Origin of the sequence: Streptomyces sp. GbtcB6 (assembly GCF_019091475.1) — a bacterium.
Taxonomy (GTDB): domain Bacteria; phylum Actinomycetota; class Actinomycetes; order Streptomycetales; family Streptomycetaceae; genus Streptomyces; species Streptomyces hyaluromycini.
In genome coordinates, this window is sequence record NZ_JAGXJL010000082.1 from 14,241 (window position 1) to 29,380 (window position 15,140).

Annotated in this window: 13 protein-coding genes and 1 pseudogene; 5 read left to right on the top strand and 9 right to left on the bottom strand. The window is 67.3% G+C overall.

The window, feature by feature from the left end; genetic code table 11:
- The first annotated feature begins 41 nt into the window (after positions 1 to 41).
- From KVT45_RS51115 to KVT45_RS51130, 4 genes are all read left to right on the top strand, one after another.
- Complete coding sequence (locus KVT45_RS51115) at positions 42 to 875, top strand: class I SAM-dependent methyltransferase (protein ID WP_217561288.1); 834 nt, start codon at positions 42 to 44, stop codon at positions 873 to 875.
- A 275-nt stretch (positions 876 to 1,150) separates the two neighbouring features.
- Positions 1,151 to 1,690, top strand: a complete 540-nt coding sequence (locus KVT45_RS51120) for a YbhB/YbcL family Raf kinase inhibitor-like protein (protein ID WP_217561290.1) — start codon at positions 1,151 to 1,153, stop codon at positions 1,688 to 1,690.
- Positions 1,691 to 2,223: 533 nt separating this feature from the next.
- On the top strand, positions 2,224 to 3,078 hold the full coding sequence (locus KVT45_RS51125) for an LLM class flavin-dependent oxidoreductase (protein ID WP_217561292.1): 855 nt from the start codon (positions 2,224 to 2,226) through the stop codon (positions 3,076 to 3,078).
- Between the two features lie 143 nt (positions 3,079 to 3,221).
- Positions 3,222 to 6,032, top strand: a complete 2,811-nt coding sequence (locus tag KVT45_RS51130; protein ID WP_254648574.1) for an AAA family ATPase — start codon at positions 3,222 to 3,224, stop codon at positions 6,030 to 6,032.
- Between the two features lie 99 nt (positions 6,033 to 6,131).
- Here KVT45_RS51130 and KVT45_RS51135 read toward each other — a convergent pair whose 3' ends face one another.
- The 7 genes and pseudogenes from KVT45_RS51135 to istA form a co-directional block, all read right to left on the bottom strand.
- Positions 6,132 to 7,109, bottom strand: coding sequence for a GlxA family transcriptional regulator (locus KVT45_RS51135; RefSeq protein ID WP_254648575.1), 978 nt, complete (start codon positions 7,107 to 7,109; stop codon positions 6,132 to 6,134).
- A 170-nt stretch (positions 7,110 to 7,279) separates the two neighbouring features.
- Positions 7,280 to 8,308 carry an acetylserotonin O-methyltransferase gene (locus KVT45_RS51140; RefSeq protein WP_254648576.1) on the bottom strand — a complete coding sequence of 343 codons (1,029 nt, stop codon included), beginning with the start codon at positions 8,306 to 8,308 and terminating at the stop codon, positions 7,280 to 7,282.
- A gap of 160 nt (positions 8,309 to 8,468) precedes the next feature.
- A complete protein-coding gene (locus tag KVT45_RS51145; RefSeq protein WP_217561296.1) occupies positions 8,469 to 8,885 on the bottom strand; it encodes an organic hydroperoxide resistance protein in 417 nt (138 codons plus the stop codon).
- 123 nt (positions 8,886 to 9,008) lie between these two features.
- On the bottom strand, positions 9,009 to 9,305 hold the full coding sequence (locus KVT45_RS51150) for a putative quinol monooxygenase (protein WP_217561298.1): 297 nt from the start codon (positions 9,303 to 9,305) through the stop codon (positions 9,009 to 9,011).
- A gap of 708 nt (positions 9,306 to 10,013) precedes the next feature.
- Positions 10,014 to 10,508: a hypothetical protein gene (locus KVT45_RS51155; protein WP_217561299.1), complete on the bottom strand. Its 495-nt coding sequence runs from the start codon at positions 10,506 to 10,508 to the stop codon at positions 10,014 to 10,016.
- An 8-nt stretch (positions 10,509 to 10,516) separates the two neighbouring features.
- A complete protein-coding gene (istB, locus tag KVT45_RS51160) occupies positions 10,517 to 11,299 on the bottom strand; it encodes an IS21-like element helper ATPase IstB (RefSeq protein WP_217561301.1) in 783 nt (260 codons plus the stop codon).
- Positions 11,299 to 12,929, bottom strand: a pseudogene (gene istA / locus KVT45_RS51165) (IS21 family transposase). Before istA ends, istB begins: the two are co-directional and overlap by 1 nt.
- 158 nt (positions 12,930 to 13,087) lie before the next feature.
- Between istA and KVT45_RS51170 the strand changes: the two are divergent.
- Positions 13,088 to 13,240, top strand: coding sequence for a hypothetical protein (locus tag KVT45_RS51170; protein WP_217561303.1), 153 nt, complete (start codon positions 13,088 to 13,090; stop codon positions 13,238 to 13,240).
- A 3-nt stretch (positions 13,241 to 13,243) separates the two neighbouring features.
- Here KVT45_RS51170 and KVT45_RS51175 read toward each other — a convergent pair whose 3' ends face one another.
- Complete coding sequence (locus KVT45_RS51175) at positions 13,244 to 14,338, bottom strand: alanine racemase (protein WP_217561305.1); 1,095 nt, start codon at positions 14,336 to 14,338, stop codon at positions 13,244 to 13,246.
- A gap of 483 nt (positions 14,339 to 14,821) precedes the next feature.
- Positions 14,822 to 15,140 (bottom strand): NADPH-dependent FMN reductase (locus KVT45_RS51180; protein WP_217561307.1); only part of this gene is annotated, 319 nt, incomplete at its 5' end.

Below are 15,140 nucleotides of genomic sequence, written 5' to 3' on the forward strand. Positions count from 1 at the left end.
GGGTGGGGGAGGAGTCCGCCTACTTGTTGGGTCACTCGCCCATGGAGATGGATCGGCTTGTGCTGCAGGCCCGTTTGTACGATCCGATCACCACGCAGGCCCTGCGTCTCGCGGGGCTCAGCTCCGGGATGCGGGTGCTCGACGTCGGCTGCGGTGCTGGAGACGTGACGTTCGCGGCAGCCGCGATCGTCGGGCCCACGGGCGCGGTCACGGGGGTCGATGCGGCTCCGGCCGCACTGGAGGTGGCACGCGCCCGTGCTGCGCGCAGGGGCACCGAACCCGGCGGGGAGCGGGAGGGTGTCATCTCGTTCCGGGAGGCGACCCTGCCCGACGTCTCCCTTGAGGAACCGGTGGACGCCGTGATCGGGCGTCTGATCCTGGGACATCTGCCCGACCCCGTCACCGCGCTGCGTCGCCTGTCCCGGCTGGTGCGACCTGGCGGGCTCATCGTCTTCCAGGACTTCGACAACCACCCGCTGCGGGTCGTACCCGCAGCCCCTTTGGCCGGCGCCGTTCTACGGGCCATTGCCGAAGCGCTCACGGTCGATGGAACCGACCTCGGAGCGGGAGCGCGCCTGTACTCCCTGTTCCAGGAAGCGGGGCTTCCCCCGTCCGGGCTCTCGGCGACAACACCGATGGGCGGCGCGGAAGACGCCGCAATCCTCCCGCTCGTGGTTCAGACCTACCGTGCTTTGTCCATGGCGGCCTTCCGTACCGGCACCTGGGCGGTGGAGGCAACCCAGAGGATCGGCGACGTCAATTCGCTGCTCGACCGCATGCGTTCGGAGATCGCTGAGGCCCGAGCAGTGGTGATCATGCCAACCGCTGTGACGGTCTGGAACAGCGTCCCAAAGTATGCGGAGCGCACGTTCTGACCCACCTGTAACGCGGCAAGGCCACCCCCGAGGTCCGCAATGGACACGGCGGCGAGTGGGTGGCGTCTCCGTTCGGCACCGGCGTGGATGTCGGGTCGCGAAGAGGTTCTTTACCGCGTGCCGGACGCCGGTTCTACCGGGGCAGACCGCCGACCTGCGGTGGAAGGAAGGGGCTATCAGCAGGGAGGAAGCCGGTCGGTGATTTCGTCCCGCCCGGAATGCAAGGTTTCCCATGGGCGCCCGGAAAGGGGCCCTGTTCACTGGAAGGATTCACCGTGAGTACCAACGATCCGTTCGCTCGACTCCCCGAGGTGCCCCGTTTCACCGTTACCAGCACCACGGTGTCCGACGGGGACGCCTGGCCCGCCGAGCAGATGTCCGGCCTGTTCGGCGTCCCGGCCGGCAAGGACATCTCTCCTCAATTGTCGTGGAGCGGTGCCCCCGAAGACACGAAGAGCTATGCGGTGACGGTGTACGACCCGGACGCCCCGACCGGCTCCGGCTTCTGGCACTGGGCGGTGGCGGACATTCCCGCCACGGTCACCCAACTGTCCGAGGGCGCCGGTGACGACACCGGCTCGGGCCTCCCCGAGGGTGCCTATCAACTGCCCAACGACGCCCGCGCGGCACGCTACATCGGCGCCGCCCCGCCGGCTGGGCACGGCCGACACCGTTACGTCATCGTCGTGCACGCCCTTGACACCGAGCAGATCGGCGTACCCGCCGAGGCCACTCCGGCCTACCTCGGCTTCACCATGACCAGCCACATTCTCGGCCGCGCGGTCCTGACCGTCACCGCCGAGATCCCCGCCTGACGGCACGCACACCGGCGGCCGGGGCACCTGCTGCCGGCGCATACCCGGCGGCACCGCTCTTCGAACCTGGTGCCATCGGGACCGAAAGCCAGGCGAAGGTGCCGACCGACAACGGCTAACACAATGAGCCGAGTTCTCGCCGGGTGATGACACGCAGGCAACTTTGAGAAAACACTCCGGGGATGTCAGCCATGCGTTCCCAGCGTATGCGCAGACGCCGGAATCCGTGCGCGGCGGCGTCGGGCTTTGTGCCGGGTGGTTCGCAACCGTGAGGCTATGTCCGTGGCAGAGCGAATATGTGTCGGTGACATCGAGGATCGACCATCGTGCAGCCCAAGCCCGGCCGCTGTCTATTCCGCAGGTTTTGTCGGAATGACATCCCGGTGGTCGGACCAGGCGACACACGGTCCACAGCAGGAGTTCTTCCTGACGGGGCCAGGCCAGTTGCTGATGCTTTTTGATGAGGTCACCGAGTAGTTGAGTGCGGTAGATGTGGCTGCCGAGCGCTAACATCGTTGCAAGGAGTACAGTTCGTGAAAATCGGTATCGGAATTCCCAACCAAATACGCAATGTGAATGCTGTAGTTGTCCCGGAGTGGGCGCGGCGTGCCGAGGAGGCGGGGTTCTCTTCCCTGGGTAGCGTCGGCCGCGTTGCCTATCCTGGCGTGATGGATACCGTCGCGCTGGCGGCTGCGGCAGGTGCCACAAAAAGGATCGGGCTCATCAGCAATGTCTTGCTCGGCCCGGTATGGCCCGCACTGCTGCTGGCCAAAGAGATTCAGAGTATCGACGCCGTTTCCGGCGGGCGGCTCACCCTCGGCCTCGGCCTCGGCGGGCGTTCCGATGACTTCGTCGTGGAAGGTCTAGGCGCCCGTGGCACCGGCAAGCGGCTGGACCGGGACATCGAAACCTACAAGAGCGTGTGGCGCGGCGAGACTCCCGTCGGCTGCGACAACCCGCTCGTCCCCGAGGGAAGCCGAGAGGTACCCGTGCTCTTCGGCGGCATGGTTCAGGCGACGTACGATCGGGTCGCGCGCTCCGGACGCGGGTATATCGGGGCCTCGCTACCGGTCGGCATGGTGGCGGGCGCTTTCGACGGAGTACGCGCGGCTTGGAAGGAAGCTGGACGTCAGGGCGCACCGTACCTGGTCGCCATCGCCTACTACGCCATCGCGGATGCCGAGGGGGGCCGAGCAAATGTCCACGACTACTATTCCTCCGCGGGCACCGATGTCGCAGGGCTCATCACATCTACGGTGAGCGGGGGAGCAGACGCGGTCAAGGCGACAGTCGAGGGGTTCAAGGCGATCGGTGCCGACGAGCTGATCCTCAACCCGACCAACGACGACCTCGATGAGATCCAGCGCGTAGCCGAGATCGTCCTCTGAGCAGGGGAGTGGCCGGCTGACCGGTGGCCCTGCGGTCCATTTCCGGTGCGCAGCCAAGCCTCATAGGCGAACTTTGATTCACATCAGGGATCTGCTCTGACCTGCATATGTTCCATTCTCGTCCGGTTTCAGGGAGACGTACGTTGAGCAACCCTGGGTGTCCGCGACGAGCCGGGGCCGGTGGCCTGGTCGGACGGGGTGAAGAGCTGGCGGTCATCGGCTCTTTCCTTCTCGAGTCCGCGGTCAGGGGAGGAGCGCTGGTCCTGACCGGTGATGCAGGTGTGGGCAAGACCGTGCTTCTGGAAGTTGCGGCGGAGGCGGCGAGAGACGCGGGAACGCAGGTTTTGCGTGGGGTCGGCGTGGATTTCGAAACCGATGTCACCTACGCCGGCCTCCATCAGATCCTTCTGCCGCTCGACGGCGTGTTCGGGCTGCTCGACTCCGGACCACGCAAGGTGCTGTCGGCGGCGCTGGGGTTCGGCTCGACTCCGGTCCCGGATCCCGAGGATGTCTCCGAGGCTGTACTCGCCTTGCTCCGCCGAGCTGCCGCAGATCGGCCGGTGCTCGTGATCGTGGATGATGTGCACTGGCTTGATCGGGCGAGTACCGCCGTTCTGGAGTTCGTCTCCCAGCGGGTCTCCGGCACTCGGTGCGGTCTCATCGTGGCGTCGCGTCCGACCGGCAGCCATGTCGGACACCCCGGGGTCACTGGGCACGAAGTGCAACCTCTCGATGACGAGACGGCGACGGACTTGCTGCGGAGCCGGTTCCCCACGCTGGCGCCTCAGGTCCGCGCACGGCTCGTGGCGGAGGCACAGGGCAACGTGCTGGCACTGCTGGAACTCGGGAGCGAGGAGAGCGGCCTGCACTTCGTCCAGGGGATGGCGTCGGCCATGGTGGCTCCCGCCCGATCGCTCCGGACCCTGTTCGCGTCCCGAGTGGGCGAGCTCCCTGCTCCCACCCGTCACCTCTTGCTGCGCTCGGCCTTGGACACCACCGGCGATCCACGCATTCTGCGGTACTTGGTTCCCGGCCGCCCCTGCTCCGGCGATATCACTCCTGCCGAGCAGGCCGGGCTGATTCACGTCGACGAGAACGCCGGCCGCATCGAATTCGCCCACCCCCTGATCCGTTCCGTGGTGGTGAAGCAGTCGACGAGCAGTGAACTCCGCGCGGCTCACCAAGCGCTGGCGCAATTGTTGGCGGATCAGCCCGAGCGGCGGGCGTGGCACCTGGCAGAGGCGACGATCGAGCCCGATACGCAGGTTGCCGTCCTGCTTGCCGATGTCGTCCGACGCAGCATGCAAAGGGGCGACGCGGTGGGTGCTGTCGCCGCGCTGCTGCGATCGGCCGAGCTCAGCCCGCGTGGCAGCGACCGAAGCCGTCGGCTGGCCGAGGCGGCTTACCTGAGCGCGCAAGTGACCGGCGAACTGCGCACCACCCCACAGTTGCTGGCCGCCGCCCACGAAGCCGATCCCGCCCACAACAAGCCGTTGCACGCCGCGGTTGCAGCCTCGTACATGCTTCTCAGTGGTGAGGGCGATGTCGACACTGCCCACCGTCTGCTGGTCGGGGCCATGGACGACTTCCCTTCCCGGGACGGCACTGACGAGCGCGTCCTGAACGAGGTTTTGGGCACCTTGCTCATGGTGTCCTTCTTCGGTGGGCGAGCTGAACTGTGGGACTTCTTCGACAGGGCCGTCGAGGCCACTGCTTCCGACACCCTTGTGTCCCTGTGCGGCAGTACTCTGCGCGACCCCGTCCAGGCCGGGGCCGCCGTGCTTGAACAACTCGACCGCCTGATCGAAGAAAGCGGTCACGAGGTCGACCCCAGCCGGATCGTGTGGCTGGCGACCGCCGGTGTGTTCGTGGACCGCATGTCAGGTCTTCGCGACGCGCTGTGGCGTGTAGTCCGCGATGGAAGGCAGGGGGGCGCCGTCGCCTCGGCCATCAACGCTCTGCTGCTGCTGGGATTCGACGACTTCATGACTGGTACGTGGGAGGAGGCGGAGGATCTCCTGGAGGAGGGGCTGCAACTCTGTGCTGCCCATGGGTATGGGCTCCTGGCGTTGCCAGGGCGCTTTGTGCAGGCTCTTCTGGCTGCTGGACGCGGCGACTTCGAGGCGGCCGGCACGTTGGCCGACGACATCGCAGCCTGGGGAAGAGCGCGTGGCATCCGGTTGGCCCAGGTGTATGCACATCGCGTCCGGACTCTGGTTGCTCTGGGCAGCGGAGACTACGAGGAGGCCTATCGGCACGCGACCGCTGTCAGTCCGCCAGGTGTGTTCGCGTCCCGCTCGCCCTTTGCCCTGCACGTGCCCATGGATCTCGTCGAGGCCGCTGTCAGAAGCAACCGCCAGACCGAGGCGGACGCCCACGTCACGGCCATGCGGGAAGCCGGCGTCGCCGCCCTGTCTCCACGTCTCGCGCTACTCGCGGCAGGCGCCGCGGCCATCGCCGCCTCCGGTGACGTGGCCGCCATGCTGTTCGAGGAAGCACTTGCCGTTCCCGGAGCAGAGCGTTGGGGCTTCGAACTGGCTCGCGTGCAGTTGGCCTACGGCGAACACCTCCGGCGTTCCCGGGCTGTCTCTGCTTCCCGGGTGCAACTCGGCGCGGCACTCGACGTCTTCGAGCGCATGGGTGCGCGACCATGGGCCACCAGAGCGCGCAACGAGCTGCGGGCCACCGGCGAGAGCAGGTCGCGCGCCAAGATCGCGGGGCCGACCGGGCTCACGCCGCGGGAACACGAAGTCGCGCAGTTGGCCGCGTCCGGGCTGAGCAACAAGCAAATCGGCGTGAAGCTGCGTTTGTCCCCCAGGACCGTCGGAGCGCATCTCCGACACGTCTTCCAGAAACTAGGGGTGGTCTCGCGCGTGGCGCTGGGGGACGCACTCAGCCCTGCGTTTCCTGAACAGGCCGACGAAAGGGCACCGCGGCGGAGGCGCGAGATGTGACGGCGCGTGGCGCAGGCTGACGCCGCGGCCACCGGCGGGCATTACGGGAAGACCGGTCGCGGTGACAAGCCGGCGAGGCGTCACACGGACCAGCGGGAATCACTTGCTGCGCAGGGCCGACGTGGTCTTGCCGGTGCGTTCGCGCAGGAGCACCCGCAGGGTGTTGGGGTGTTCGTAGCCGACCTTCCGGGCGATGGTCTCCATGGACATGTCGGTGGTACGCAGCAGGTGACAGGCGCGTTCGATTCTCAGGTCCTGGACGAATCGGATGGGAGAGCTTCCGACGGTGCGCTGCACGGCGCGTTGCAGGGTTCTCTCACTGACGCCGATGGCTTTGGCCGCGTCGGGCACGCTGATGGGTTCGGCCAGATGCTCCCGGGCCCAGCGCTCGAAGGCCGCGACGGTGGGGTCGCTCTGCGCAAGCGCGCTGGGGATGGCGTACGCAGACTGTGACGGGCGTTCATCGACCACGAGGTACTGGGCAACCAGGTCGGCAAGCGCGGGGCTGCTTGCCCGGACGATGGCCAGCGCGAGGTCGACATGCCCGAACGCCGCGCCGGCCGTGGTGATGCCCTCGCACGTGATGACCATCTGGCTGTGATCCAACTCGACCCGGGGGTATCTGGCCCGGAAGGCCGGTGACAGCCACCAGGTCGTCGTGGCGCGCAGTCCGTCCAGAACTCCTGCTTCGGCGAGGAGGAAGGAGCCCGCGCATGCCGAGGCGATGGTCGTGCCACGGTTACGAGTGCGCGCGATGAGGTTGCGGACGGAAAGAGAGTCATCGCCGCCGACATGGTCGAGCAGCGCCGAAGGGTCGCTCCCCGCCGGCGCCGGGACGACCAGGAGGTCCACCGCCTCTGCATCCGCAAGTGGTCTGGGCGTCACAAGGAGCCCGGCGCCGGTCCGCACGGACGGGGCGGGGCCGACCATTGTCACGTTCCAGGTCGGTGGTTGGTGGATCTGTCCGCCCAATTCGTTGGCGTTGCTGAGTACGTCAAGGATCGCTGCGAGCCCAGAGTCGAAGATTCCGTCATAAACGACAACTGCTACCTGCATGGCTAAAACCGTATCATTCATGTCGTTTCCGCCGCTAAGAACACCGGGCGTCGTGCCGGGAAGGGCTCCACGAACGTTGCTGTACGGTCCGGGAGGGGGCCGCCGCATGCTGCCGAAGGCCGCCTCCCGGACAAGGACCAACCCGAATTCACCGGGGTGAAATCGGCCTCTCGCGTGGTGAACCGATCAGGTCAGGCTGTGGGCTCGGCCTCGATGACGGCGAATGCTCCGGCGGAGCTGACTTTGACGCGCCGCAGGCCGGCTGCGGTGAACAGAGAGTCGAATTCGGCGATCTGACGTTCCCTGCCGCCGGTCATGGCGAGCATGTTCATGTCCATCAGGGGGGCGAGTCCAGGCTGTCCGGCCTCGCCGACCAGAAGGTCGACAACGGCGATACGGCCGTCGTTCGCAAGCGATTCCCGGCAGTACTGAAGGATGCGGACGCAAGCGTCGTCGACCCAGTCGTGCAGGATGTACTTGAGCACGTAGAGGTCCGCGGACGGAACCGACTCGAAGAAGTCTCCACCGACGGTGGTGAAACGCCCCTCCAGCCCCTCGGCCTTGGCGGCTTCCGCGGCAGCGGGGACGATGTGGGGCAGGTCGAAGACCCCACCGCTGAGCTCGGGATTGACCCTCATCATGGCCCTGATGAGGTCCCCGGCGGCTCCACCGATGTCGAAGGCGAGGCCGACGCCCTTGGTGTCCAGCACCGCGGCGATGTCGAGGGCGGCGGCACGTGACAGGTTGCTCATGGACTCGGTGAAGAAGGATGCTTCGTCGAGGTGCTTGGAGAAGTAGTCGAAGATGTCCGCTTCTCCGTGGGCTGCGGTGACCTGGTGCCGGCCCGTTCGGACAGCCTCGGGGAACATGCCCCAGGACAGCCAGTGGCCAGGTGCGGACTGGGAGATGGCGAAGTACCGCAGCGAGTTGGGGTCGTCCTGCTGGAGTGTGCCGAGCAGGGACGTGCCCGTGAAGTGATGTCCGTCCGCGGAGGTCATCAGGCCCAGGGAGGCACACGTGCGCAGCAGGCGGCGAGTCGCGTCGAGGTCTGTGGATTCCGCCTCGGCGATCGCTTCGGCGGTGTTGGTCCCTGCGGCGAGGTGGTCGGCGAGGTTGTACAACGCGGCAGCCCGAACGGTCTGGGTGACCCAAAAGCCCGTAACCATGCCCATCATGTGCTCATAGTCCTGCGCCTGTGTCGGAACCTGCGTGGTGGTCAAGATCAATATCCTTTGTGGAACGACGGCTGTTGTGGCTTCACGTTGGGCAACTGCACGACCCGGGCCGGGGAACGTGAACCCGCGACCCGCAACCGAGGGCGTCGATCACGGGTCGGAAGCGGGTCGGTCGGGCGTCTGTGCGAGGTGGCGGGTGGGTCGGCTATTCGACGATGAGTTCCACGGCGATGTTTCCGCGGGTGGCCTTGGAGTAGGGGCAGCCCGCATGCGCCTGCTCGACGAGCTTGCGGCCGGTCTCGTTCTGCAGGTGCTCGGGCAGCTTGGCCCGCAGTACCGCAGTGATCGCGAAACCGCCGTCCTCGGGGTCCTTGCCGATGCCGACCTCCGCGGTCACCGAGATATCCCCGGTGGCGACCTTGGCGGCCCGGCCGACCACGCCCAGAGTGCTGGTGAAGCACGCCGCGTAGCCGGCGGCGAACAGCTGCTCGGGGTTGGTGCCCTTTCCGTCGCCGCCGAGCGCCGGCGGGAACGCGAGACGCACATCGAGCTGTCCGTCGGAGCTGACGGCCCGGCCGTCACGGCCGGTGGCCGTGGCGACCGCGGTGTACAGAATGTCCATGATTCCCATCACTTCTCATGACTAGGTGAATAATGTTCTTGCGTGCGGCGTTCGCGGGGGCGAGTGGCTGCCCCGGCCGGGCGGGCGGAACGACCGCGGCCGGCGGGCCGCAGGCCCTGCAGGTCAGGAGACCTTGGCTCCCAGCACGTTGACCGAGGCGATCACCGGCGGCGCGCTGAGCTTCGTCTTTGCGGCCTCACCCAGCGCTGCGGCGATCTGGCCCGTCAGGTGGGCCTGGCGTCCCTGCTCGTCCTCGAAAGTGTCGAACACCCCGAAAGTGGTGGCGTTCTCACGGAACGAGAACCACGTCACCGTGCCCTGTTCCTGCTCCGCCAGCTCCTGCGCGCCGCGCAACATCGCCTCGACCTCGTCGGCGTACTCCGGCTTGGCCTCGATACGCACCAGCAGACCGACCTTCATGTGATCACTCCTCGTGTGACAGCCGCCGGCTTTCCGGCGCCCACACCGAAATTACGGTGACCGCCCGTGACCGCATCAGTGGCAGAAACGACATGAAAGATAGGGTTCCCGCCATGTCCCGTAGGCGGTGCAGACGCTTTCCCTCCACCGCCTACGGGGACGTGCGTCCACCCTGCCTGCCGGCCACTGATGCTGTATCAGTCAAATGACTACGGGATCGGGCCAACAGCCCTCAGACCACGGGCAGGCCGGTGATCGTGCTGGCGAAGTCCGCGGCGTGGGTGCCGGTGTCTCACCGTTGCCGGCGCTCGGAGCGCGGATTCCAGAAGCGAGCGGAGTCGCGCCGATACTCGTGCGTACGGAGGCGCGGACGGGTGCACCACGGCCTCCTCCAGCATGGCCGCCGCTGGTCGCAGATACGGTGAGTGTGCGACAACCTCGCGCCGGGCGGAACACCGCGGAGCCGGCTGCCAGGTTGCCCGGCTCAGTGCCTCGAGAGACGTGACCGCCCGCAGCGGGCCCATGTCACCGTGCGGGGAAGGGGCATTGGCGTTAACGGTCTGATCTGGCCCCACTTTTCCGGCCCGAACTGGCCCCATGTCACGGTTCTCTCGGTGCGGCTTCCGGCTTGAGTTGGCCCCGGCTTCCGGCTCGAACTGGCCCCGTCAGTAATGGACTGGCCATGAGGATTGGCTGTGCTCTGTCGGATCAGAGCGGGTCGTTGTCCGATCCTCGTGCCCATTCCTCGCGCGGCCGCAGAAGCAAGAGGATCCTTTGTGCCTCGTCGCGGACCCCGGCGTCGTCATCCGCGGTGAGTTTGTGCAACTGTTGGATCAGCCGGTCCGCGCCCTCGGTCGTCATCCACTCGGGGTTGCAGTCCAGAGCGGCCTCAAGCTGATCCGCGGTCCAGAACTCGACAGCCTGGCTGCTGGCCAGCAGCACGCAGCGGAGGCCGGCGGTGTCCTTGCGCGCGAGCAGGGCCTCGGCGGTCTCCTGGGTGACACCGGAGTCTCGGAGATCCAAGAGGAGACGGTGGAGGACGTCAGCTACTTCGTCGATCTTGTCCGATGCCGCGAGCTGCCGACCGACCGCTGCGCGAACGGACCAGTCCGGGGAGTCGGCATCCTGAACGGCCGCGTTCAGTTCTTGATCGTCGGGAGACACCATGCCCCCCAGCCTGCCAGCGATGTCGTTGATCTCCATTCGAATTCCTAGCCGCGCTGCTGCTTGGCTTTGGTCTGGGCGAGTCGGTAGGACTCGGTGCCGGTCTCGATGATGGTGCCGTTGAAGGTGAGGCGGTCCACGATGGCCGCGCAGAGCCGCGGGTCGGTGAAGGTCTTGGTCCAGCCTCCGAACGATTCGTTCGAGGCGATCGCAACACTGTTCTTCTCCTCCCGCTCCGTCAGAACCTGGAACAGCATCTCGGCACCGCGGCGGTCCAGTTCGAGGTAGCCCAGTTCGTCAATACAAAGCAGGTCTACGCGCCCGTAGCGGGCGATTGTCTTGGTCAGCTGCTTCTCGTCGGCGGCCTCGACGAGCTCGTTGACGAGCTTCGCAGCGAGCGCGTAGCGGACCCGGAAGCCGGCCATCGCTGCGGCCGAGCCCAGGCCGATCAACAAGTGGGACTTGCCGGTGCCGGAGTCACCGATCAGGCAGAGCGGCTCGCCCTTCTTGACCCATTCGCAGGTGGCCAGGTTGTTGATCAGGGCGGGGGTGACGTTCTGGTTGGCGGTGTAGTCGAAATCGGAGAGCCACTTTGAGCGGGGGAAGCCGGCCGCTCGGATCCGGCGCTCGGACCGGCGGCGGTCACGGTCCTCACACTCGGCCATCAGCAGCTCGGCGAGGAACCCGCGGTAGGACAGGTGCTCGCGCTCCGCGCGGGAGACGGTGTCGGCGAACTGGGCCCTCATTGTCGGCAGCCGCAGGACCCGGCAGGCGGTGTCGATGGCGGCGTCGGAGGCGGGCTCGGTCAGGGTGTGGTGCGGGCCGGCCATCAAGATTCCCTTCCAGGACGGTGCAGGAGCTGGTCCCAGCGTTCGAGGGCAGGCAACGGTCGCTGGTCGGCGGGCAGACGGGTGACCCGGCGCTCGGTCAGGCTGGGCAGCGGCAGGTCCGGCGGGGCGACCGGATCCGGCAGCACGATGGTGGCGGTGACAGTCGGGGACCGGCCCTCGGTCTCGGCTGCCTTCCGGGCCTCCAATGCGGCTACGTCCGGAGTGCAGGCCCCCCAACCGCGAGCGCGGCGCGGATCCCGGCGACCACATCGCGGTGCTGCAAGTGCCGGTGCAGCAGCAGGACCTGGACCAGGGCCTTCGTCCCCTCGGTCTCGCCGAGAGCGCGCTTGGCCGCGGACCAGAACGCCTCGTGAGCGGGTGTGAAGGTGCCTTCGCGGCGGGCCTGGTCCAGTGCCTCGGAACCGGCCAGGGCACCGGGCTTGGCCAGCAGGACCTCCAGGAAGTGGTCCAGCACCACGCGCTCGGCGCTCTTCGTGGTCAGGCGGGTGTGACGTGCGATCTCGGTGCGGCCGTGGAACACCACGACCCCGTTCGAGCGAAGCAGGACGTGGACGGTGCGGCCGATGAAGCGGACCGGGACCGAGTAGCGGCAGACCCGGACGGCGACCATGCCGTAGCGGTCGACTCGCGGGTTCAGGGCGAGGCCCGTCTCGAAGGGGTCTTCGGGCAGGGGCAGCAGGAGCGGGGCCTCGCGGGCGAAGTCCTGACCGATGGTACGGATCCGCATCCCGATCCGCCGGTTCTCCTCGGCCTGCTCGAACTGCGTGAAGGCGTCGTTGAGCTCGTCGAGGGAGTCGACGCGCGGGACCGGAGTCAGGTAGTTCCGCCGCCAATAGCCCACCTGCCCCTCGACCCCGCCCTTCTCATGGGCCCCGCGAAGGCCCGGCTCGCAGTAGAAAGGGGTGATCGAGAAGTGCTTGCGGAAGTCGGCCCAGCGTGGATGCTCCTCCCGACACCGGCTCCTGTGGATCACCCGGGAGATGGCCGGGGACAGGTTGTCATAGCGGATCTGACCAGCCGGAATACCGCCCAGCGTGCGAATCGCGTGGACGTGTCCGTCGAAGAACGCCTCCTGTCCGCACGACGAGGTGATCCGGTGCACGGCCTTGCCGGAGTAGGCCAGCCGGAACGCGAAGCACTTGGTGCGCTCACCAGCCAGGTCCACCCAGGCCTCGCCGAAGTCGACCTCTGCGTCCATGCCGGGCTGGTTGTGACGGATCACGAATCCCGCAGCCGGCGTCGCCCCGGCCGCCTCGGCGATCTCCTGCCGGCGCCGGTGCACGTAGTCCCACACGGTCGAGTAGGCGATGTCGGCACCGGCCTCCTGCTGAAGCCGAGTCAGGATCCTCTTCACAGTGTGCCGCTGCTTCGGCGGAGCATCCAGATCATCCAGCAGCCACTGGTCGATCGTCTTCTTGAACGGCTCCAGCCTGGGCGAGTGCCGCCGCGGCGTCCGGCGCGGCGCGGGCACCGTCGAGCACAGGGCCTCACGCACCAGCCGACGGTGGACCCCGTACTTCCGCGAGAGCGCGCGGACCAACAGCCCCTCCCGCCAGGAGTCCCGGCGGATCAATAGGAACAGCTCTTCCTTCGAGGACGCCACCGGCATCGCCCCCTCACGGCGACCTACCGCCAGCGTCCCAGCCCCCTCCACAGGGTGGAGCCAACTGAAGCCGGAACAACCCCCGAACGCTCCCACGCGCCCCGCCGGTGGGGCCAGTTCGGACCGGAAAAGTGGGGCCAGATCAGACCGTTAACGCCAGGGGCATGTCGGAACACGCTGTAGACCATGCCGCCGACAAGGGCTACGGCTACCACCCCCTGCACCGGCGCTACGAGCGCAATGCGGAACACCTCCGTGGCTTCGCCGGCAGCACCGCAATCCTGATCTGCTACCTCTGCTCCTCCGACCTGAGGTGATGTTCAGGTATTGGCACCTCGTGCTGTCACCTGCCAGCGGTCGATCACCTCGCGGTCGCGGACCACCAGCAGCTCATCGGCGAGATTCACCGGTGTGCATACGTGGTTGGGGACAACAGCGACCAACGACCCAAGGCGTGGCCCTCGCACCCCTTCCGGAAGCCGGACCACGGCGTGGTGTTCCCACAACGCGGTGATGGTTCCCTGCGGGAACCGGGGCAGGTAGCCGTGGCCCGTCACCCAGGACGACCGGTCGGAGCCGAGGACCTTGCTGCCGACATCGAGCACGAAGCGGTCCGGGGCGGGAACGCTGATCACCGTCGCGGCGGCGACCAGCGCGAGATCCTCCACCTCACAGGTGCCGATGGCCAGCTGGGTGGCGTCATTGAAGACGTAGACACCGGGCCGCAACTCGTCCACCGTGCCCGGCTGCCACCGCCCCACCGTCGGAGTCGACCCGCCACTGATCACACGGACACCGAGCCCAAGCTCCCGCAGCGCCTGAGCGGCCTCGTCCAGCGCGCGCTCCTCGTCCCGTGCGGCCAGTTCGCGTGCCCGCGCATCATGACCGTAGCCGTGCCCCGGGAACGTGAACACGCCGACCACATCGAGACCCACGTCGGCGGCCGCCTTCCCGACCTCACCGGCAGCGTGAGGCTGCACTCCCGTCCGACGGCTCCCGCTGTCGACCTCGACGAGCACCTCGACCGCCCGGGCGCTGTCGCGCACGGCATTCCCCAGCCGCTGCGCGCCTTCCACTGACTCGACGCCGACCCTCAGGGCAACGACGTCCGCCAGCCGACGCAACCGCTGAGCCTTGCCGGCATCGAGCCACACGGGGTAAGCGATGAACAGATCGTCCACGCCGGCCCGGGCGAACGCCTCGGCCTCACCGATCGTGGCCACAGACAGCCCACGCGCGCCGGACCGAAGCTGACGCTCCGCGATCTGCGCGCACTTGTGGGTCTTGGCATGCGGACGCAGGGCGAACCCCCGGGCCTGCGAAGCCTCGGCCATCCGCGAGATGTTTCTGTCCAGCACATCCGGATCGACCACGAGCGCCGGCGTGGTCAGCCCATCGGGCAGCGGTATCGCCATCTCTTGCCCCCATCATGGAACACACGGTGAGATGATCATGTCAGGTCGGCGGGCCAGGGCCACAGGGTCATCGCCAACAAGGCGTGTACCCGCAGTCGCCGTCGCCGGATTCTTACCGGACGCTCGCTGAGCGGAGCAGTCGGGCGGGGTGCAGCACATTGCGCTCTGGCGTCGGATGCGACTCTCCCGGCCCTACACGGTTCGGCGGTGGCGGCCGCTTCCGGCGCCAGGCGATCTCGTGTCGGACTGGTGGCGCTCGATATGGAGGTTCAGGAATTGAAGCGCGATTGCGTCTTCTCCGGTTAGTTCTATTCTTCGAGACAGCATTGTATGGGTCTTATTGCATAAGGGCTCCCTGGCCGACCCGAGTGGAGAACCCCGTCGTGATTCCATCGGGGGCCAGGCCGTCGAAGGTGAGGCGGCACGTGACTCGCGCCGCCCCGCCTACGAGATTTCCGTACTCCCGACCGGACCGGTCGAAGGTCAGTCGCGAAGATGGGCCAACGCGGTGCTCCAGGCGATGACCTCGTCGAGGAGTGTGGCGAGAGCCTCTTGCTGGTGGGCTCCCGGAGCCAGGTCGCTGAAGTCGATGAAGTCGGTGAACAGCGACAGAGCGACCTGCGTGCGGACGTCGGCCATCTTCAGTTCGCCGGCAATCAGGCGCAGGTGCTCGGCGGCGCGTGCGCCGCCGACGGAGCCGTAGGAGACGATACCGACGGCCTTGTTGTTCCACTCCGCGAAGAGGTAGTCGATGGCGTTCTTCAGGACGCCTGAGGTGGAGTGGTTGTACTCGGGCGTGACG